This is a genomic window from Candidatus Thiodiazotropha sp. CDECU1 (assembly GCF_963455295.1).
In the GTDB taxonomy this organism is placed as follows: domain Bacteria; phylum Pseudomonadota; class Gammaproteobacteria; order Chromatiales; family Chromatiaceae; genus Thiodiazotropha.
Genome location: NZ_OY734020.1, coordinates 423907 through 444577 on the forward strand (window position 1 = coordinate 423907; position 20671 = coordinate 444577).

Below are 20671 nucleotides of genomic sequence, written 5' to 3' on the forward strand. Positions count from 1 at the left end.
GGACAGTCAAAAATAAACTAATAATAAACCAGTAATAAACCAGAACAGGCACTATTTGAAAAGAACGCTCAGGTGACCTGTATTCAAATGGTGCCTGTCCTGGTTTCTTCCCTCCTTTCTTAATTTGTTATTTCTTGATTTCTCCCTGATCGCAATTACGGTCAGGTGGTTCACGCTGCCACCCCCTCCTCATGCTTCGCATTCCAGGTGCCACGCGCGGTGATGCGACGCGCATAATCGGTGAAGTCGGTCGGTTCCCTTCCCAGCGCACGCTTGACGCCGTCACAAACATGGGCGTTGCGACCATCGAGGACCGTTTCAAACAGGTAGTTCAATAGCCAGGCGATATCATCCGGCGCGCCCGATTCGGCGATGGCCTGAGTGAACGCCTGTTTCGGGATCTGAACAAACTGCACCTCGCGACCGGCGGCTTGGGAAATCTCGTGCGCCAACTCGGTGAAGGTCAGGGTGCGGGGGCCGGTTACTTCATAGATCTCACCGGCATGTCCCTCCTCGGTCAGCGCTGCAACCACCACATCTGCGATGTCATTGATATCGATAAAGGGCTCGGGGACATCCGCGGCCGGTAGTGTGATAGTACCGTCCAGAACCATGCCGAGGAACTCACCCTCGGAGAAGTTCTGCATGAACCAGCTCGCGCGAACCACTGTCCACTCGACACCGGCTTGTTGGATAATCCGCTCACAGGCCTGGGCCTCTTCTTCACCGCGACCCGACAATAGTACGAGCCGCTTGACGCCCTGCGCTACCGCCTGGTCAACGAAACGGCGAATCGAGTCGGTGGCGCCCGGTATTGCGAGATCCGGCGCATAGGTGATGTAGGCCGTCGTTACCCTTTCGAGGACTGCGTTCCAGGTGCTTGGGTCGTTCCAGTCGAAGGATGGGTTTGAGGTGCGGGATGCAATGCAGGTTTCAACCCCGCGTGCTTGCAGTCGCTCTGCGACGCGGCGACCGGTCTTTCCTGTTCCTCCCACTACCAGGGTAGTGCCCTCGGTTGTCTGCTCATTGCTTGTCTCGGTATGCATAGCGCTCTCCTCATTGTTGCCGGTCGCTGTTTCCGGGTGAATTGAAACGATGCCAAGCTGCTGGTATAGGGTTAATTGGTCCAGAAGCTCCCACTCCTCGACGATTTTTCCGTTTTCAAAATGACTCAGTATCATCCCGCTTGCCTTCACCTGCCTGCCGGTTGCACCTATTCCCATCAGATCGCCTTTGTGGGTGCCGGATAGGGTAATGGAGATCACGGTCTTGTTACCCGCGCTGACCATTTCCTCGATCTCTATGTGCAGATCGGGAAAGGCGCTGCGGTAGGTTGTGAGCAGCTCTCTGAGAGCTTCCTGACCTTGGAGCACCTGATCGGGACTGCGGTAGACGTAGTTCGGGTGAATGACCTCATCCAGAACCGGGAAATTGCCTTTGTTGATGACCTGCTCGACAAAACGTCGCATTGTCATTTCATTCTTCAGGGACATTTGCGCTTCTCCTCTATTGGTTCAGTTTGGTGCCGTTCATGCAGCTTGTTTCGGTATAAATAATGGTAAGTGCGGGGGTTGGGTGACGCCATTTTCGGAAAGCTCAGATTCATACGCGTTCGTCTATAATTGGCCCCATGGATACTTTGGGTGGATTGCTGGATGCTCCGCGTGCGCGGGGTGCCTTCGCTTTGCGAGCAGTCATGAACTCGCCGTGGTCGCTGAGGGACCTCGCCGGTTCACCGCTGACGCTGATCGCTGGTGTGGCAGGAGAGCTGTGGCTGGTAGCCGATGCCGGTGATCCCATTCAAATCGGCCCCGGAGACATCGCTGTCATACGCGCACCGATGCAATACAACCTCGCCGATTCTCCGTCCAGGCCCCCGCAGGTGATCATTCATCCGGGGCAACGCTGTTGTGACCTGAATGGAAACTCATTGCATGAGGCGATGATGCATGGGGTGAGAACCTGGGGTAACGATGCTGAAGGTTCAAGCGTATTTCTCGTCGGCGCCTATGAGCATTTAAGCGACATCAGCGATCGCCTGATGCGGGCGTTGCCGGCAGTGCTGTCGCTTACCCATACCGACTGGGAGTCTCCCCTGGTGGCGTTACTCTGTGACGAGGTGATCAAAGATGAACCGGGTCAGGCTGCGGTGCTGGATCGGCTGCTCGACCTGTTGTTGACCGCCGTGCTCAAGGCCTGGTTCGGCAAGCACGACAGCAGCAGGCCGGAGTGGTGGCGCTACCAGGGTGATCGGATCATCGAACGTGCCCTGCACATCATGCATGACAAACCGGCCAATCCATGGACCATGGATACACTGGCACTGGAAGTCGGTGCCTCGCGGGCGTCGCTTGCGCGCCGCTTCCAGGAGCGGGTTGGGGAATCACCGATGACCTTCCTGAGAAATTGGCGCATGGCCTTGGCAGCCGACCTCTTGTGTCAGCCAGACGAGACCGTGGGCAGCGTGGCCGAGAAGGTTGGCTATGCAACGCCATTTGCATTCAGTACTGCGTTCAAGCGTGTAAGGGGCGTGAGCCCGCAAGCGCATCGGTCGGCTGCGCTCTGAGTTTCGGTGCGGCAAGCCTCACCCTAACATCGACACCCGCAAGTCATCCTCGGGATCAATAATACGCCAGTCATCGATGGCCTTTATGCAATAGGTAAAACCGTGTTCTGTGACTACTCGGTTGATGTCGTTGCGCATTCCAATCAACGCATGGTCACCAACTCTTCACCGGCCGTCGGGTGGATGGCGATGGTGTCATCCAAATCCTGCTTGGTGGCCCCCATCCTGATGGCAACCGCGAATCCCTGCATCATCTCGTCCGCGCCGATGCCGATGACGTGACAGCCGATGACCTTCTCCCGGGCGCCGATGGTTACCAGTTTCATGGCCATTTTGCTCTGGTGTCGGGTGAAGGCGTGATACATCGGTGTGAACCTCGACTGGTAGATCTTCACCGCATCCCCATGGAGCTCCCTGGCCTCGGATTCGGTCAGGCCCACTGTGGCGATGGGCGGGTGTGAAAACACCACTGTCGGGATGACTTCATAGTCGAGCTTGCGTTCGGACATGCCGGCAAAAAGCCGGTCTGCGAGGCGCCTGGCGGCGGCAATGGCCACCGGGGTCAGCTGAGCCCGCCCGGTGACATCCCCGACTGCATAGATATGGGGAATGTTGGTGTTCTGAAAGGCGTCAGTGGGGATGTAACCCTCTGCGTCGGTGGTGATGCCGGCATTGGCCAGCTCCATGCCGGCGCTTGCGGGGCTTCGGCCGATCGCCCATAACAGCTGATCGAACAGGCCGATGCTTTGTCCGGTATCGGCGCAGATCAGATCCAGGGTGCCATCCGCCTCTTTCCTGACCTCCCCGATCTGGGATGAGGTGATGATGTTGATCCCGGCATTGATCATCTCCTCCATCAGGCACTCGCGCAACATGGCATCGAATGGTCGCAGCAGCTGTTCGCGGCGCAGCAGCATGGTGACATCCGCGCCCAATGCATTGAGCAGACCGGCGATTTCAACCGCTATGTAGCCGCTACCGACAACCGCCACCCGTTGCGGCAATGCTTCCAGGGCAAAAAAACCATCCGACGTGATGCCGTGTTCGGCGCCGGGCACAGAGGGTACCTCCGGATATGAACCGGGTGCGATAACGATATGATCAGCGCTTAACTCCACACCTTCCACATCCACTCTGTTGGCGTCGATGAAACGGGCAAAACCGGTGATCTCATCGATATCGGAGTCTTTAAGATAGGTGTGGTACCAGCTGTTGATCCCCGCTACATACTCATCCCGCCGAGCCTTCAGGGTCTCCCAGGAGAAGCCTTTGACGTCGATGTCGAAACCGTAATCTGAAGCATCATGCAGGGTGTGTGCGATACCGGCGCCATACCACATGACCTTCTTCGGCACACAACCCAGGTTGACGCAGGTCCCGCCAATCCTTTTGGCCTCGATAACCGCGCACTTGGCGCCGTACTTGGCGGCACGTTCCGCCACCGAGAGTCCGCCACTGCCGGCGCCGATGGCGATTAAGTCATAGTGTTTGGACATATCAATCAATCCTATGCTGGGTATCTGGAGTTGAGTATCGGCCCCTAAAGGCGGACTCAGGCTTAACCCCCTGATGGGCTAACAGGTCAAATAATGAACAGTAGCAAGTGGGACAGAGAAATGTGCCTGAAGTGCCTGGTCGTTACAATTCTGCTGATTGAGGTTTGTCGGCTCACGAGAACTGGCCCGGGTCAGGTGCTCAGCAGTTTTTTAAGAAAATGCCCGGTATGAGAACCGCGGATTTTGGTAAGCTGTTGCGGTGTGCCTTGGGCGATGATCTTACCCCCCTTATCGCCCCCTTCGGGGCCCAGGTCGATTACCCAGTCGGCGGTCTTGATCACATCCAGGTTATGCTCGATCACCACCACCGTATTGCCATGGTTGCGCAGTCGATGCAGCACCTCGAGCAGATGGTTGACGTCGTGGAAGTGCAGGCCGGTAGTCGGTTCGTCGAGGATATAGAGGGTCTTGCCGGTGTCCCGCTTGGAGAGTTCCCGGGAGAGTTTGACCCGCTGTGCCTCGCCGCCGGATAGGGTGGTGGCGTTCTGCCCCAGGGAGATGTAGGAGAGGCCCACATCCATCAGGGTCTGCAATTTGCGTTTGATGGACGGCACCGCATCGAAGAAGTCCAACGCCTCCTCCACGGTCATTGCCAGCACCTGATCGATACTCTTGCCCTTGTAACGGACCTCCAGGGTCTCACGGTTATAGCGTTTGCCCTTGCACACATCGCACTGCACATAGATGTCGGGCAGGAAGTGCATCTCCACCTTGATCACCCCGTCGCCGCTGCAGGCCTCGCAGCGCCCGCCTTTGACATTGAAACTGAAACGGCCCGGGCTATAGCCCCGGGAGCGGGCCTCGTGGGTGCCGGCGAAGAGCTCCCGGATCGGGGTGAAGAGCCCGGTATAGGTTGCCGGGTTGGAGCGGGGGGTACGCCCGATGGGGCTCTGGTCGATATCCACCACCTTGTCGAAAAAGTCCAGCCCGCGTATCTCTGTATAGGGAGCGGGCGAGGTATTGGCCTTGTTCAGGGCTGCGGCGCAGATCGGGTAGAGGGTGTCGTTGATGAGGGTCGATTTGCCCGAGCCTGAGACACCGGTGATACAGCAGAAACTTCCCACCGGGATCGCCAGCTCCACCGACTTGAGATTATTGCCGCTGGCGCCGAGAAGTTCCAGGTTGCGGGTCGGGTCGATCTCGGTGGTGCGCGCGGGTGTATCGATGCTGCGTTTGCCGCTCAGGTAGTCTCCGGTTAGTGAACCCTTACTTTTTGCTATCTTGTCGGCCCTGCCCTGGGCGATGATGCGACCGCCATGGATCCCGGCCCCGGGGCCGATATCCACCACATGGTCGGCACTGCGTATCGCCTCTTCGTCATGCTCCACCACGATCACCGTATTCCCCAGATCGCGCAGGTAGGTCAGGGTGTCGAGGAGACGCTGATTGTCCCGCTGGTGCAGGCCGATGGAGGGTTCGTCAAGCACATACATGACACCCACCAGACCGGCGCCGATCTGGCTCGCCAGACGGATGCGCTGGGCCTCCCCCCCGGAGAGGGTCTCCGCGCTACGGTCGAGGGTCAGGTAGTCGAGCCCCACGTTGACCAGAAAGTGCAGCCGCTGATCGATCTCCTTGAGGATCTTCTGGGCGATCTTGCCCCGTTTGCCTGCCAGCTTCAGGGTCGAAAGGGTCTGCTTGGCCTGGCCGATGGGCATGCTGGTGACCTGGGGGAGGTTGTGCTTGGCGATGAACACATGCCGCGCCGCCTGGGTCAGCCGGGTGCCGGCGCAATCGGGGCAGGATTGGCTGGAGATATAGCGGGAGAGCTCCTCGCGCACCGCATTGGATTCCGTCTCCCGATAGCGGCGTTCCATGTTGGGGATGATGCCCTCGAAGGGGTGACGCTTTTTCACCGAGCGGCCCCGTTCGTTGTAGTAGCTGAACTCGATGCTTTCTCGGCCACTGCCCTGGAGGATGATCTTCTGCACCTTTTTCGTCAGCGACTCCCAGGGGGCTTCGGGATCGAAATCGTAGTGGCGCCCGAGGGATGTGATCATTTGGAAATAGTAGGCGTTGCGTCGGTCCCAACTGCGTACCGCACCCCCGGCGAGGGAGAGTTCCGGGTGGCCAACCACCTTCGCCGGATCAAAGAACTGTTCCACCCCGAGGCCGTCACAGGTGGGACAGGCGCCGACTGGATTGTTGAAGGAGAAGAGTCGGGGCTCCAGCTCTGTCAGGCTGTAACCGCAGTGGGGGCAGGCAAAGCGGGAGGAGAAGAGCAGCTCCGGCTGACTGCCGTCCATCCAGGCCACCCGCACCAGGCCATCCGCCAGGTTGAGCGCGGTCTCGAACGACTCCGCCAGGCGGGTGGCGAGATCCTCCCGTACCTTGAAACGGTCGACCACGACCTCGATGGAGTGTTTTTTATGCAACTCCAAGGTGGGGGCGTCGTCGAGTTCGAACACTTCCCCATCGATACGTGCACGGATATAACCCTGGGTATGCAGCTCCTGGAGTAATTTATGGTGTTCGCCTTTGCGTTCCTGCACCACCGGTGCCAGCAGCATCATGCGTTCCCCCTCCGGCAGTGCCAATACCTGATCCACCATCTGGCTGATGCTCTGTGCCTCCAGGGTCGTGTCATGCTCGGGACAGCGGGGTGTGCCCACCCGGGCGAACAGCAGGCGCAGGTAGTCGTAGATCTCAGTGATGGTGCCAACCGTGGAACGAGGGTTGTGGGAAGTGCTCTTCTGTTCAATGGAGATCGCCGGCGAGAGGCCTTCGATATGATCCACATCGGGCTTCTCCATGAGTGACAGAAACTGCCGTGCATAGGCGGAGAGGGACTCCACATAGCGGCGCTGGCCCTCGGCATAGATGGTGTCGAAGGCGAGGGAGGATTTGCCGGATCCGGAGAGACCGGTAAACACGATGAGCTTGTCCCGCGGCAGCTCAAGATCGATATTCTGCAGATTATGGGTGCGTGCACCGCGAATAATAATGGTATCCATAAGCTTGCTGGACTAGTACCGCGTTGGAGTGAGCAAACCTGATAGTATACGCATTCTTTGGAATGACTGATAAGGGGATTGTCGGGTGGGGATATGCTCCAATCTCTTATATGACAGGAATCATCTGATGGGCCTTTCTCATTTTGTCTAGATCCTACAACGAACAGAAGCAGGCATGCCCCATCCATTATCCTGTCATAAATAGGTCATGGAAAAAATTCCGTTACTGCAATGACTCTTACTCAACCAGCCCGGCGTCTGTTGTTTTATTTACAACATTTCTAACTACTGTAGCCTAACTGCAATAGAGCTATCGTAATCCCTTAACCTCCGTTTATCAGAATGCGGCCTCGAAGCTATTTTCTGTTTCCGTTAACGGGGTATCCAATGAAAAAAATTCTCTCTCTGGCAATTGCCGCCGCGCTGGTGGCTCCTGTAGCTGCCATGGCTGAAGCATCAGTGTATGGCAAGGCACATATGGTCATACAAAACACCTCTGAAGATGATGGCACCGACGACGTCGATGTCTGGAGTGTCGACAGCATCGATTCACGGGTCGGTGTCAAGGGCAGCGAAGATCTGGGTGGCGGCCTGAAGGCTGTCTACAAGTTTGAGTTCAAGGTCAACCTCGACGATGGTAGCGGCCTGGGCGACCGAAACCAGTATGTGGGTCTGGCTGGTGGTTTCGGCACCCTGCTGCTGGGTCGTCACGACACTCCACTCAAAATGTCCCAGGGCAAATTCGATCAGTTCGGCGATGTGGCTGGCGATATCAAGTCGGTGATTCCGGGTGAGGATCGGGTCGACAACGTCATCGCCTATGTCTCTCCATCAATGGGTGGTCTGAGCTTCGTCGGTGCCCTGGTTGCTGGTGAACTGGGTGATGGTGCCGGTGGTGAGCTCGACGGTCCTGCGGATCACATCTCTATTGCCGGCCTCTACAACAACGGCCCTATCTTCGCATCCCTGGCCTATAACACCTACGATCTCGGTATTGTGGCTGATGCCGATCCCTCTCTGCTGCGTGGGACCTTGGTCTACAAGGGCGGTATGTGGCAGGCCGGTGTCATGTTCAGCAGCCTCGACCTGGACGGTGCGGGCGAAGATGCCGATGCCATCGGTGTGAGCGGTAATGTCAAGGTGGGTGGCAGCGGCAAGATCAAGGCCCAGTACCTGTCGGGTGATGCGCCGGTAGGAAAAGCACCGATCTCACCTGCGGTCAAGATCACCGACGGTACCGAGGGTAACGACGTCACTCAGTGGAGCTTGGGTTATGAGCATGGTCTGAGCAAGAAGACTAAACTGCATGTGGGTTACACTATCTACGAAGAGGATGAGAGCGACTACGAAGAGACCGCTTTCTTCGGCGGCTTGATTCACAAGTTCTAAGTAATCCAGGAAATAAGCATCATCCTGACGTGGGTCAACTGTCCATGCCCTTGCGTTACAGCCCGGTAAGGGAGAACCGGGAATGGGTGAGATAACAAATTAGATCGTCCGAGACGATAAATTGATGGGTAGCGGGGTCTTCGGGCCCCGCTTTTTTTTGCACTGCAGTGTGACATCCTCCGCCAGGGAGCCCTGGCGCCTGAAAGCACGCCGCCCATATTACCCAGGTAGTTCGGCATTGAATTGAGCAAAACCGATAGGCTAAGCATGCCTTGGAATGACTCATAAAGCGCTTCAGAGACGATGAGAGGCAATATGGGTAAACTGGACATGATTAAACCCGCCATGCTGTTAGATTCCCCGTGCCAGTCACTGGGTAATCAGGTTAAACTGTAGTTACAGATGTCAGGGAGAATAGTCATGAATATGCAGTCACTCATCACCCGGGTACGTTCCATCCTGTTAAAACCCAAAGAAACCTGGCCGGAAATCGCCACTGAGCAGGACAGTCTTTCCGGCATTTATCGCAACTATGTGTTGATTCTCGCGGCTATCCCTGCGCTGGGCACGTTGATCGGTACCGCCCTGTTCGGTATACAGATTCCCATGATGGGTACCATCCGCATTGGTTTCGGTGCCCTGCTGACCCAGGCGCTGCTAAGCTATGGCGTCAGCTTGCTGATGATCTACGTGATGATGCTGATCACCGAATCATTGGCCCCCACCTTCGGGGCCGTCAAGGACAGGCTGCAGAGTCTCAAGACCATTGCCTATGCGGCGACACCGGTCTGGGTTGTGGGGATTCTACACCTCCTGCCCGGTTTGGGTGTTTTGGTCAGCTTGCTCGGGCTGGTTGCCTTGTTTTATACATTTTACCTGATCAAGCTCGGGTTGCCCCATACCATGCAGTGCCCCGAGGAAAAATCACTGGGGTACACCATAACGGTGGTGGTGATCAGCATCGTACTCGGCATAATACTCAGCTTTCTGGTGGGCGCGATCAGCGGTGTCGGCAGTCTCTCAGGCAAACTGCCCGGGAGTGGGGATGACGTACACTTCGAAAAAGATTCGCCCATGGGTAAGCTCGAGAGTTGGAGCAAGCAGATGGAGGAGGCGAGTGAACAGATGGAGGCGGCGCAGCAATCCGGTGACAGCAAGGCCCAGCAGGAAGCCATGCAAAACATGGTTGGTACGCTGATGGGTGGTGATGCCCAGGTCGAGGCGATGAGCCCTGATGAGCTGGGTGATTTCCTGCCGCAAAACCTGATGGGCATGCAACGAAGCAACTTCTCCGCTGAACGCAATCAGATGATGGGTTTGCAAATCGCCCAGGCGCAGGCCGACTACAGTGACGGCAGCCAGCAGCTGCGTGTGGAAATCACCGACATGGGTGGCGCGAAGGGGATCTTATCCCTGGCAGGTTTCGCGGCCGTGGGCAGTGAACGCAAGACCGAGCGTGGGTATGAAAAAACCTACTCGGATGCAGGCCGCATAGTGAGTGAAAAGTGGCATGATGTGGACGGACGCGGTGAATACAGTGTTGTTGTCGGAGATCGTTTCGTGATCAAGGTAGAAGGCCAGGCCGATAGTATCGACACCTTGCGTACACTGGCCAACAGTCTGGATAGTGGGGGCCTGGAATCACTCGCAGACGCTTCATCCGGTTGATCAGCGGGTTGGGTCGGATGCATTTGCAGCGACCTGATCCACTGGAGTGTGCCAACGAGAAGCTCTAACGCCAGGAGATACGATCAAGCAAGTGATGTAGTACTGCATTGAATTGAGTGAACCTGATACTATACGCACCTCTTTCAATTCATAAACATAGCGAAACATCGATGAGAAGTGGGCGGGGCAACGACGCCGGTTTAAATGCGGTTGAACGACAGGCGGCCTACTCTCTATCCGGACTATTTTCCCTACGAATGCTGGGTCTATTCCTGATCCTGCCGGTGTTCGCCCTGTATGCAGAAGAACTCCCCGAGGTTACCCCGCTATTGGTGGGGATTGCCATCGGTATATATGGCCTGACCCAGGCGCTGCTGCAGATCCCATTCGGTATGCTGTCCGACCGCATCGGGCGTAAACCGGTGTTGATCGGGGGGTTGCTGGTCTTCGCCATCGGCAGTGGAGTGGCGGCCAGCTCGGAGACCATCTACGGCATCATCGCCGGGCGTGCACTCCAGGGCAGCGGCGCCATCGCTGCGGTGATCATGGCATTGGCCGCGGATCTCAGCCGTGAGCAGCAGCGGTTGCGCATGATGGCTTTCATCGGCATCAGTATCGGTGCCGCCTTTGCCCTGGCACTGATCCTGGGGCCCATTCTCAATACCTGGATCGGCGTCCCCGGTATATTCTGGCTGACCATGGTTTTGGCCCTGCTGGGGGTCGGCATCGTAATCTTTGTCGTACCGACGCCGAAAGAGAGCCACTTTCATCGGGATGCAGAAGCGGTCCCCGCCCAGTTCGGGCAGGTGTTGTCAGATCCGGAGCTGCTGCGACTCGATTTCGGTATCCTCACCCTGCACATGTGTCTGACGGCGATGTTTCTCACCTATCCGTTGGCACTGCGCGATCTGGGTATGGATAGTGAGAGCCACTGGCTGGTCTATCTGCCAGTGATGCTGATGTCCATGCTGGCAATGGTGCCCTTTGTCATCCTCGCCGAGAGCCGACGCCGCATGCGGCCGGTATTTATCTCCGCCATCGCGGCGTTGATGCTAGCCTCAACGGTGCTCTACGGTTTCAGCCACTCATTGCTTGTAATGGTGGTCTCGCTGTTTGTTTTTTTTACTGCCTTCAACCTGTTGGAGGCGACCCTGCCCAGCCTGATAGCGAAGGCGGCGCCGGGGGAGCGCAAGGGAACGGCAATGGGTGTCTACTCCAGTTCCCAGTTTATCGGCGCCTTTCTCGGTGGTGCCTTGGGTGGCTGGTTCCATACCCATTTTGGGCTCGAAGGAACATTCCTGCTCTGTGGGGGTATGACCTTGGCCTGGTTGCTGATCGCCTGGGGGATGCCGACCCCCAACTACCTGAGCAACTACCTGCTGCCGGTGGGCAGGCTGGATGAGCAGGAGATAGGAAGGTTGGCGGAGAAGCTGATGGCGATTGAGGGAGTCGATGATGCGGTCATCATCGCTGAGGACGGAGTGGCCTACCTGAAGGTGGATCTGGGGATTGTGGATAAAGATCGCCTCGAGGAATATGCCGTTCAGGGATAAGGATGATAGACTGGCCGACTTGAGATGAAAAAAGGCCCCAAGGAAGGGATCGCAACAGCACTGGAGAGATATCAGATGGCTCGAGGAATCAATAAAGTAATCCTGATCGGTAATCTGGGTAAGGACCCGGAGACACGCTATATGCCCAGTGGCGGCGCTGTCACCAATGTGACCCTGGCGACTTCGGAGAGCTGGAAGGATAAGAATAGCGGCGAACAGCAGGAGCGTACCGAGTGGCACCGGGTGGTGTTTTTCAATCGTCTCGGTGAAATTGCCGGGGAGTATCTGAAAAAGGGCTCCAAGGTCTATGTGGAGGGGAGTCTGCGTACCCGCAAATGGCAGGGTCAGGATGGGCAGGATCGCTACACAACCGAGATTGTGGCCAGCGAGATGCAGATGTTGGATAGCCGGGGTGGCAGTGCCTCGTTTGGTGAGTCTCAATCCCAGGCTGCTCCCAGGCCGCAACAGTCAGCTGCGCCTACATCCGTGCCTGACAATGATTTTGATGATGATATACCCTTCTGACAATCGTCAGGCAGCTGTGCTCTGGTGAATTCTCTCTAAGCCCCTGTAATCAGGCCCTAAGCGCGTGCCTACTCTTCCGCGGTGGGCTCGCTCGGTTGGTGGGTGGGATTGAGCTTGTCAGTGTCGTCGATGGGCCGTTGTGATTGCTCTCTCTCCAGGAGGCGGGTTAATTCTTCCGCGGGTATGGGAGTCGAGAAAAGATACCCTTGTGCCAAGTCGCAACCATGCTGTGCCAGGTGGGTTAACTGAGCTTCGGTTTCCACGCCTTCGGCGACAACGGCAAGTCCCAAGCCATGAGCCATGGCGATTGTCGCATTGACCAGTTCTCGGTCGGCGGGATCGGCAGTAATGTCCCTGACGAAGCTGCGGTCGATCTTCAGGATGTCAAAGGGATAACTGCGCAGGTTGCTGAGTGAGGAATAACCGGTACCGAAATCGTCCATGGCGAGGGTGATTCCCAGTGCATTCAACTCTGACAGGGTGTCGTCAATATAGCTGTGGCCACTCATCAACACACCTTCGGTAATCTCCAGTTCAATCGAATCGCTTGGAACCCCTGTCTGCTCCATCGCCCCTTTGATATGTTGCAAAAGATTTGGATCCCTGAACTGACGGGGTGAGATATTGATGGCCACTCTGAAAGGCCTGTTCAACAACTTCAGCCATTGAGCCGTCTTGCTCAGCGCCTCCTGAATCACAAACTGGCCGATGGATACGATCTGCCCGGTTTGTTCGGTGATGGGAATGAACTCGTCCGGGTTTATTTTTCCCAGTACCTTGCTGTTCCAGCGCAGAAGCGCCTCGGTTGCGACTATCTTGCGGCTGGTAATATCCAGAATAGGTTGATAATCGAGTCGAAATTCACCCCGTTCCAAAGCGCCATGCAGTTGTTCTTCGAGCTGCAGACGGCGGGAAACCCCCTTGTTCATCGCACGGGTGAAGTAATTGAAAGTGTTACGGCCCTGTTCTTTTGACTGGTACATGGCGGTATCCGCATTGCGAAGCAGTTCCGCGGGATTGTCCCCGTCGTTGGGGTAGATAGCGATGCCGATACTGGCGGTGAGTATTAATTCGCGCCCGTCGAGCAGGAAGGCTTTTCTGAAACAGTTGAGCAGCTTTTCCGCAACCGGATGGACCTCTTTTTCACCGTTTATGCTGCCAAGCAGAATAATAAATTCGTCGCCACCCAACCGGCTGACCGTATCATCGATTCGCACTGCATTTTTTAGTCGCTTGGCTGCCTCTACCAGTAGTTTGTCGCCGACTTCGTGACTAATAGAGTCATTGATCTTCTTGAAATCATCCAGGTCAAGAAATATCACGGCAGCCTTGTGTTTGTTGCGTTGCGCTTCTTTAATGATTTGCGAGAGTCGATCGAGGGTAAGAAAACGGTTTGGCAGGTCTGTCAGGCTGTCGTAGTTGGCTTGATGAATGATTTTTTCTCCCTGCTGTTTTTGCAGGGTGATATCCTCTTTCACGGCCAGGTAGTGGCTGGTGTTCCCTGAGTCATCCACGACAGGGGCTATATAGGCGCGTTCCCAGAAGAGTTGGCCATTCTTTTTTCGATTTTGCAGTTCACCCTGCCAGGATTCGCCCGAAGTGATTGCATTCCACAGGTCGGTGAAAAGAGCTGGAGGTGTGTTTTCCGATTTAAGAATCCTTGGATTCTTACCTATGACTTCCGAAGCCTGATAACCGGTCGCTATTTCAAAGGCTTTGTTGACATATTCGATTTCTCCGTCTGTGTCGGTCATGACCACTGAGACCGGGCTTTGTTCTACAGCCTGCAACAGAGTACGGATGCGTTTTTCTGCCCTCTTTCGTTCGCTGATATCGCGAAAATTGACCACCGTGCCTACGATCTTGCCCTGTCGGTAAATGGGGTTGCTGGAGTATTCCACTGGCAAGGGACTGCCATCCTTGCGCCAGAAAACCTCATCGTCCACAGTTTCCAGGGCCCCGCCTTTCAAGACTTGCAGCATACGGCATTCCGAGGCTGGATAGTGCGACCCATCACTGCGGGAGTGATGGATCAGCGAATGATTCTCTCGTCCGATCAGTTCATCGGGGTTATAACCCAGAATGCGTGAAGCGGCTGGATTGACAAAGGTGGTGAGACCGTGGGTATCAACGCCGTAGATCCCCTCAACAGTGGTATCCAAAAGCAGTTGTAACTGATCTTCAGCCTGCTTGCGGTTCTCAATCGCCTTTCCGACCCTGGCCAGGGTGATATACAGCAGATAGCCTGACAGGCTTAGCGCCAGAAAGACAATTGGGATGCGAAATGTATTGTGCAGACCTTCTGCTTGTTTAAGATCCAGGGTCAGCGTAGTGATTCTGTTTTGACTGACATAAAGAATACTGGCTGCATTTTCCTGAGTGCGCTGCAGGACTGTATTGATGGTCTTTATCAGGTTGTCGATGCGGATTTGCAGGCCTGCAGACTGGGCGGGGCTTTCGTTGATTCTTTGCTTGATCAACTGATGCAACAGCTGCACCTGGTTATCCAATTCGTGTATGGCTGGGCTGAGCTCGAGCACTTCAAGCACATAGCCTTCCATTGCTGGTTTTTCATAGGAAGCGACCAGGTTCATGATATTGTGTCCTGGAATGTTGGTCGCTATCTCGTCCTCAAATACACCGCCGTTGTGTAGCACTTCAAGCCCTTTTGTGATCGTCAGCAGGTTGTAATCAAAGCGTTTTTTTACGATCTCAAGTTCGAGCTCGTTATGCAGTGTACTTAGTTTGTAGATGGAAGCCTTGGCCGAAAAAAGCCGTTGATAGATTGATAATCCGATCTCCTGTCGTGCCTTCTGGTTAATCAGTCTTGCCTCAATATGGGCGCTTTTTTCACGCAGCCCGATATTTACCACAACCAATATGGCTACGATGGTCAGGATGGATAGCGCCAAGCCGATGATTTGTCGCTGTATGGGATGTTCAGTTAAGTGAGGCATTCCAATATATTTCTAATCGACCTGGTAGAGACCATAACTGTCAAATATGCGCTTTCCATTATCGGAAGCGGCAAAATCCATAAACTTTTTCGCGATTTCAGGATACTTGGCAGTGCTCAACAAACCCAACATCAGCCTCTTTTTTTTGGCGTACTGTGCATCGATTGGGAGGGAATCAATGAGCTTTGAATTTTCCGGCCAGGTGGCTGTGGCATGCCAGTTGATGACGAGATCAGCCTCGCCGTCTTTCAAAACTTCAATCAGGCGTTTAGAGTCTGTGGTCAGTTCTTTTACATTTAGCATGACATCCTCGAAGATCCCTGCTGAGGTGAGAATCCTTTTTGTCTCCTTTCCTATACTGCCGCTGTCGGGATTGCCTATGACGATATAGTGATTGGGGCTTTTCATGGCATCCAGGTTCTGCTGAAACCCTTTGGGATTGCCTTCTCGGACCATCATGGCCGCCTTGTTGTAGCCGACATGAACCGATTTGCTGATCAGTCCTTCGGCTTTGGCCTGCCTGATATAGGATTCAGAACCTGGCAGATAGAGGTCACCCTGACGGTTGAATCTGATTGATCTGAGCAGGTTGCCAGAGCCGCCTTTTATGATAGAGATCTTGATGCCTTCCCGTTTTTCGAGAATTGCAGCGATCACGGAGATCGGTTTTATCATGGTGATGCCACAGTAGACGAGCAGCTCTTTCTTGGGGACGGGTTGTTGGGGGGCGAAGACGAGCCGATTGAGGAAATAGACAGTCAGACTCAATAGTCCGAAAATCATTAAAATGATCAGGGTCTTTTTTTTAATGAGTGTAATGATAATTGGATCCCTATCTGAGAAGTGTTTCCTGTTGATATGGTGGGTGTTGCTTGGTTATTTGTAATAATTAACCTAGTGTATGGATGCTTTAGATCCTGCATTCGTAACTACTGACAAGTATAGTAATCCAAGACTGAAACAAGCCAGTAAAACTGATACATTCTTTGCTGTTTTAGGTTGGAAATGACGCTGCAGTCTGTAAAAAAAAAGGCGGACACTAAGTCCGCCTTTTTCTTTTGGGTCCGTTGTCACGGACCCTCAAGCAATCACGCTGAATTACTTGGCTTCAGGAGCTGCTGCCTGAGGAGCAACAGGAGCACCGTAAGGGGCTACAGGCGCGCCATAAGGAGCACCGTAAGGAGCGCCGTAAGGGGCGTAACCGTAGTAAGGACGGTTGTAGTAGTTGTTGTAACCACGACCATAACCGTTGCCAGCGCCACGGGCGTTACCGCTCATGTTGAAAGAGAAGTCGCCAGAACCGTCACCATTGCCGAACATGTCGTTGTTGTTGCCCCAACCATTGTTCCAAGGGTTGCCCCACCATGCAGAAGCAGAAGCGGAAGCGGCGATCAGAGCAGCAGCGGCTGCGATTTTTACGATTTTGGACATGAGTCATTCCTCAGTGTTAAATTTTTTGAAAAGTGTCAGAAGTAAGATACTGCGTTACTATGGTGCAAAAGAATATTAGTAATTACTTAAATATTCAATAACTAATTATCTATCGTTTAATTAGCCTCGATAGTAATTGGCTATATAGGGGTGGTTTTGCCGGTTGTGTCAGAGTTCAGCCGGGGCGCCCATCAACACGTGGGCGAAGCAGAATCGGTAGATAGGTAATGACAAAGAGTAGATAGCAGATCGACCAGATGGCGCCTGAGAGTGCGATGCAGACCTGATAACTGATGAGACCAGTGATGGGTAACACTACCCGAATGACCACTGCGATATTGATCAAGACGAAAGCGGTGAGCATGGATCTGTTGGGTTCAATGTCACGACCGGTATGTCCTAGGGCGACCCTGGCCATCATGCCCAGGGTGAAGATACCGATGGCCCCCACGGTGAGTGCGTGGGTGGCGAGCATGGGCGGATAAATTTCGAGCAGGGCCAGGGCTTTTAGAAGAAAGCCAGCCACAAGCCAGCATAGTCCGCTATACAGCACCCATAAGATAGGTCGCCGCCAAACTGCGGGGTGGTGCCAGTCCATGAGACGCCAGGCCTGGGTGAAGGCAACCCCAAGCGCCAGGGGAGCGATCAACCAGCTTTGAGGCATCAGCAGTTCAGCTATGATCCAGAGAATGAACAGAGCATAGACGAACTGTTCCCGATGTTTGTTGAAGCGGGGTGTCGCCCCCTTCACCGCCTTTTCAGTGAAGAAGGGTAAGACCCTGCCGCCGACGAAGATCAGCAGCAGCAGGATCAAATTGAGCATGAGAGAGATTCCCCCCTGCCCGGTTGAGGCAAAGCCTAATATCTGAAGATGGTAGAGCAGATTGGCAATTGCCATGGCACCCAATAGCGGAAGGAAGAGACGGTTGATACGGTTCTCCGCATTTATCAGCGCTGGAGTGAGGGCAAGGATCAATGCAGGAATGAACAACCAGTCGGCCAGAGATATCAGCCAGACGGGCATGGACGGGACGAAGGGAAACAGTCTGCCAACAAGCCATAACAGAGCCAGCAGTGCCAGGGGCTTGCCGGTAGGTGTCTCGATACCGGTCCAGTTGCGCACCGCTGTCAGGAGAAAACCGGCGATGATGGCCATGCTGAAGCCAAACAGCATCTCGTGGCTGTGCCAATCGATGAGTGAGTAATAGGCGGAGGGCGGCCGGCCAGTCTGCCAGGATCCGATCCACAGCAGCATGAGCACCAGTCCAGAGAGTCCAGCCAGGGCGAAAAAGGGACGAAAACCCAATCCGAAAGGCCTCCATCCTGCTGGAGGGGTGGATGGTGCAGGGCGTTCGCCGAGGGGGACCACTCCCATATCAAAACCTTTTTGAATCGAATCTCTGGCGAACCCTAGTCCACTGACCCACTTGCCTCCTTGATGTGCGTCAAGCTGATGGTGCGACTATTTGCCGCGAAACAGCAGGGGCACTACATCCTCGAATATAGAGGCGAAGTGGACCTTGAGTCCTTTGCGGATATGCTCAGGTACCTCTTCGTAGTCGCTGCGATTATCTTCCGGCAATATCAACTCCCTGATCCCGGCACGTCGGGCGGCAATTACCTTCTCGCGGATACCTCCCACCGGGAAGACCTGACCGGTCAGGGTCAACTCGCCGGTCATGGCGATATTCCGCACCGGTTTTTTCCTCGCCAGGGAGAGTAGTGCCGAGGCCATGGTGATGCCCGCGGAGGGACCATCTTTCGGTGTGGCGCCCGCAGGCACATGCAGATGGATGAATGCCTTGCTGAAAAAGTCCTGATCGGCAGCAAACTCATCCGCATGGCTTACGATATAGCCATAGGCGATCTCTGCGGACTCGCGCATCACATCCCCCAACTGGCCGGTGAGTTTGAAACCCCGGTTGAATTCGTGGGTGGCGACCGCCTCGATGTTGAGGGTAGCGCCGCCCATCGCGGTCCAGGCCAGGCCAGTTACCACCCCGGCGCCGCTCAGATTGCGTTCATCCTTGAATACGGGACCGCCCAGATAGTCCTTGAGGCCATCCTTGGTCACCTCAATCGGTTTCTTCGCCCCCTCGAGGATTTTCACCACCGCCTTGCGTACTATCTTGCCGATCTGTTTCTCCAGGCGGCGGACACCGGCATCCCGGGCATAGCCTTCGATAATGGCTCGCAGGACACTGCTGTTGAGTTTCAGGTCACTGCGTTTCAATCCCGCCCGTTGCAGTTGTCGCGGCAAAAGATATTTTCGCGCGATCTGCAGTTTTTCGCTGGCGATGTAGCCCGACAGGGCAATCGTCTCCATGCGGTCGAGCAGGGGTCTTGGAATAGTATCGAGCTGATTCGCGGTACAGATGAAGAGTACCTTCGAGAGGTCGAAACGCAGATCCAGATAGTGGTCGAGGAAATCACTGTTTTGCTCGGGATCGAGCACTTCCAACAATGCGGAGGCGGGGTCCCCATGATAGGAGGCACCGATCTTGTCGATCTCATCGAGCATGATCACCGGGTTTTGGGTTCCCGCATCTTTCATCGCCTGCAGAAACTTGCCCGGCATGGCGCCGATATAGGTGCGCCGGTGTCCCTTGATCTCAGCCTCATCGCGAATGCCGCCCACGGAGAAACGGTAGAATTTACGTCCGAGGGCCTCCGCAATGGAGTGGCCGATGGAGGTCTTGCCGACGCCGGGTGGGCCCACCAGCAGGATGATGGAACCCGCGATCTCTCCCTTCATGATACCGAGGGCGAGGAATTCAAGGATGCGTTCCTTGACATCGTCCAGGCCGTAGTGGTCCTTATCCAGGGACTTGCGGGCGAACTGCAGGTCGAGCTTGTCCTCCGAGTGGCTGCCCCAGGGCAGCAGGGTGATCCAATCCAGATAGTTGCGGGTTACCGAGTATTCCGGTGAGCCGGGTTCCAGCACCGCGAGTTTGTCCATCTCCTCTTCGACCCTTGCCTGGGCCTGCTCGGTCAGGGTCAGTTTTTCGAGCCTTTCACGGAACTTGTCCAACTCGGCGGTTCGGTCGTCCTTCTCTATCCCCAGTTCCTGTTGAATCGCCTTCAACTGCTCGCGCAGCAGAAACTCCCGTTGCTGCTTCTCCATGCGCTGTTCCACCGTTTTACGGATCGAGGCCTGGGCCTTGACCACCTCCAGTTCGCGATGCAGCAGTTCCAACACCTTTTCCATGCGGGGCAGGAGTTCGACGCTCTCGAGAACCCCCTGAAGTTGGAATTTATCCGAGGTGGTGAGGCTGGCGGCGAAGTCGGTCAAGTGGGATGGGTCATCCGGACCAAAGCGGTCGAGGAACATCCGCAGCTCTTCCGCATAGAGGGGGTTGAGAGGCAACAGCTCCTTGATGGTATTGATGATTGCGACTGCATAGGGTTTGATCTCCTTGCTGTCACTGGCCGGCTCGGGCAGATACTCGATCTGGGCGGTGAAGGGGGTTTGCGGGTGCACGATTTCATCGATACGGAAACGTTGCAGACACTCCACCAGCACCTGTAAGCGGTTTTCCGAGCGCTGTACGCGATGCACGCGGCAGACTGTGCCGATGCTCTTGAAGCTGTCGGGTGTGGAGCTTTCGGCGGTTTCCGCATCGGACAGAACCACCCCAAGCAGGTTGTGGGGGGAGCTCATCACCGCGTCCATGGTCTTCTCCCAATGGGCCTGATCCATCAGCAGTGGTACCGCCTGACCGGGAAAGAAGGGCCTGGCCGAGACAGGCAACAGGTGGATCAGGTTGGGCAGGACCTCGTTGGATCGCGCCAGGGTGTTACCGCTTATGACCTCGACAATCTCTTCTTGGTTATTCTCGTCTTCCTGCATGCCGCTACCTTTTTTCTTTAGTTACCCATGGATGGCAATTTACATCAGAACAGAAGTTTAGTTGTAAATAATCGTGGATTTCGCAAAGCGCTCCTAGGGCCTGTTACTCATCAGTCAGGAGAGGATCTCTGCGCTGCAAGCTGATCAAGTATCAAATATGGGGTCGGTTTACTGAGTTGCAAGTTTAATAGCAAAATCGATCTTGATAGGTAACGAGTATCA

General features: G+C 55.1%; 13 protein-coding genes. 5 read left to right on the forward strand and 8 right to left on the reverse strand.

The annotated features are described in order from the left end of the window. Positions 1 to 170: 170 nt before the first annotated feature. Positions 171 to 1493, reverse strand: coding sequence for an ester cyclase (locus R2K28_RS01850; RefSeq protein WP_316367724.1), 1323 nt, complete (start codon positions 1491 to 1493; stop codon positions 171 to 173). 137 nt (positions 1494 to 1630) lie between these two features. Here R2K28_RS01850 and R2K28_RS01855 point away from each other — a divergent pair, with 137 nt between their 5' ends. After that, the gene (locus R2K28_RS01855; protein WP_316367725.1) at positions 1631 to 2566 is read left to right on the forward strand and encodes an AraC family transcriptional regulator; all 936 of its coding nucleotides are present in this window, start codon (positions 1631 to 1633) and stop codon (positions 2564 to 2566) included. A 143-nt stretch (positions 2567 to 2709) separates the two neighbouring features. Here the strand turns inward: R2K28_RS01855 and gorA are convergent, their stop codons facing one another. Both gorA and uvrA read right to left on the reverse strand, forming a co-directional pair. After that, positions 2710 to 4062, reverse strand: coding sequence for a glutathione-disulfide reductase (gene gorA / locus R2K28_RS01860; RefSeq protein WP_316367726.1), 1353 nt, complete (start codon positions 4060 to 4062; stop codon positions 2710 to 2712). Positions 4063 to 4253: 191 nt separating this feature from the next. After that, positions 4254 to 7076: an excinuclease ABC subunit UvrA gene (gene uvrA / locus R2K28_RS01865; protein ID WP_316367727.1), complete on the reverse strand. Its 2823-nt coding sequence runs from the start codon at positions 7074 to 7076 to the stop codon at positions 4254 to 4256. A 387-nt stretch (positions 7077 to 7463) separates the two neighbouring features. Here uvrA and R2K28_RS01870 point away from each other — a divergent pair, with 387 nt between their 5' ends. From R2K28_RS01870 to ssb, 4 genes are all read left to right on the forward strand, one after another. Beyond that, entirely contained in the window at positions 7464 to 8465 is a 1002-nt protein-coding gene (locus R2K28_RS01870) for a porin (protein WP_316367728.1), read from the forward strand. 420 nt (positions 8466 to 8885) lie between these two features. Beyond that, complete coding sequence (locus R2K28_RS01875; protein ID WP_316367729.1) at positions 8886 to 10133, forward strand: Yip1 family protein; 1248 nt, start codon at positions 8886 to 8888, stop codon at positions 10131 to 10133. Between the two features lie 170 nt (positions 10134 to 10303). Beyond that, positions 10304 to 11686 carry an MFS transporter gene (locus tag R2K28_RS01880; RefSeq protein WP_316367730.1) on the forward strand — a complete coding sequence of 461 codons (1383 nt, stop codon included), beginning with the start codon at positions 10304 to 10306 and terminating at the stop codon, positions 11684 to 11686. A gap of 75 nt (positions 11687 to 11761) precedes the next feature. Next, complete coding sequence (ssb, locus tag R2K28_RS01885; RefSeq protein ID WP_316367731.1) at positions 11762 to 12211, forward strand: single-stranded DNA-binding protein; 450 nt, start codon at positions 11762 to 11764, stop codon at positions 12209 to 12211. A gap of 68 nt (positions 12212 to 12279) precedes the next feature. On the opposite strand, the gene R2K28_RS01890 is transcribed toward ssb, so the two are convergent. The 5 genes from R2K28_RS01890 to lon all read right to left on the reverse strand — a co-directional run bounded on the left by R2K28_RS01890 (position 12280) and on the right by lon (position 20449). Next, the gene (locus R2K28_RS01890) at positions 12280 to 15168 is read right to left on the reverse strand and encodes an EAL domain-containing protein (RefSeq protein ID WP_316367732.1); all 2889 of its coding nucleotides are present in this window, start codon (positions 15166 to 15168) and stop codon (positions 12280 to 12282) included. A gap of 12 nt (positions 15169 to 15180) precedes the next feature. Further along, positions 15181 to 15951, reverse strand: coding sequence for a substrate-binding domain-containing protein (locus R2K28_RS01895; protein ID WP_316367733.1), 771 nt, complete (start codon positions 15949 to 15951; stop codon positions 15181 to 15183). Positions 15952 to 16266: 315 nt separating this feature from the next. Beyond that, positions 16267 to 16599, reverse strand: a complete 333-nt coding sequence (locus tag R2K28_RS01900) for a sulfur globule family protein (protein WP_116445268.1) — start codon at positions 16597 to 16599, stop codon at positions 16267 to 16269. Positions 16600 to 16774: 175 nt separating this feature from the next. After that, a complete protein-coding gene (locus R2K28_RS01905; RefSeq protein ID WP_316367734.1) occupies positions 16775 to 17905 on the reverse strand; it encodes an NnrS family protein in 1131 nt (376 codons plus the stop codon). Between the two features lie 156 nt (positions 17906 to 18061). Then, entirely contained in the window at positions 18062 to 20449 is a 2388-nt protein-coding gene (gene lon / locus R2K28_RS01910; protein ID WP_316367735.1) for an endopeptidase La, read from the reverse strand. Between the last annotated feature and the right edge of the window lie 222 nt (positions 20450 to 20671).

Bases quoted from the DNA above. Each gene is read 5' to 3' on its own strand.
- R2K28_RS01875 (WP_316367729.1), top strand. From the start codon at position 8,886: ATGAATATGCAGTCACTCATCACCCGGGTACGTTCCATCCTGTTAAAA.
- R2K28_RS01880 (WP_316367730.1), top strand. From the start codon at position 10,304: ATGAGAAGTGGGCGGGGCAACGACGCCGGTTTAAATGCGGTTGAACGA.
- R2K28_RS01870 (WP_316367728.1), top strand. From the start codon at position 7,464: ATGAAAAAAATTCTCTCTCTGGCAATTGCCGCCGCGCTGGTGGCTCCT.
- uvrA (WP_316367727.1), bottom strand. From the start codon at position 7,076: ATGGATACCATTATTATTCGCGGTGCACGCACCCATAATCTGCAGAAT.
- R2K28_RS01855 (WP_316367725.1), top strand. From the start codon at position 1,631: ATGGATACTTTGGGTGGATTGCTGGATGCTCCGCGTGCGCGGGGTGCC.
- R2K28_RS01895 (WP_316367733.1), bottom strand. From the start codon at position 15,951: ATGATTTTCGGACTATTGAGTCTGACTGTCTATTTCCTCAATCGGCTC.
- gorA (WP_316367726.1), bottom strand. From the start codon at position 4,062: ATGTCCAAACACTATGACTTAATCGCCATCGGCGCCGGCAGTGGCGGA.
- R2K28_RS01850 (WP_316367724.1), bottom strand. From the start codon at position 1,493: ATGTCCCTGAAGAATGAAATGACAATGCGACGTTTTGTCGAGCAGGTC.
- lon (WP_316367735.1), bottom strand. From the start codon at position 20,449: ATGCAGGAAGACGAGAATAACCAAGAAGAGATTGTCGAGGTCATAAGC.
- ssb (WP_316367731.1), top strand. From the start codon at position 11,762: ATGGCTCGAGGAATCAATAAAGTAATCCTGATCGGTAATCTGGGTAAG.
- R2K28_RS01890 (WP_316367732.1), bottom strand. From the start codon at position 15,168: ATGCCTCACTTAACTGAACATCCCATACAGCGACAAATCATCGGCTTG.
- R2K28_RS01900 (WP_116445268.1), bottom strand. From the start codon at position 16,599: ATGTCCAAAATCGTAAAAATCGCAGCCGCTGCTGCTCTGATCGCCGCT.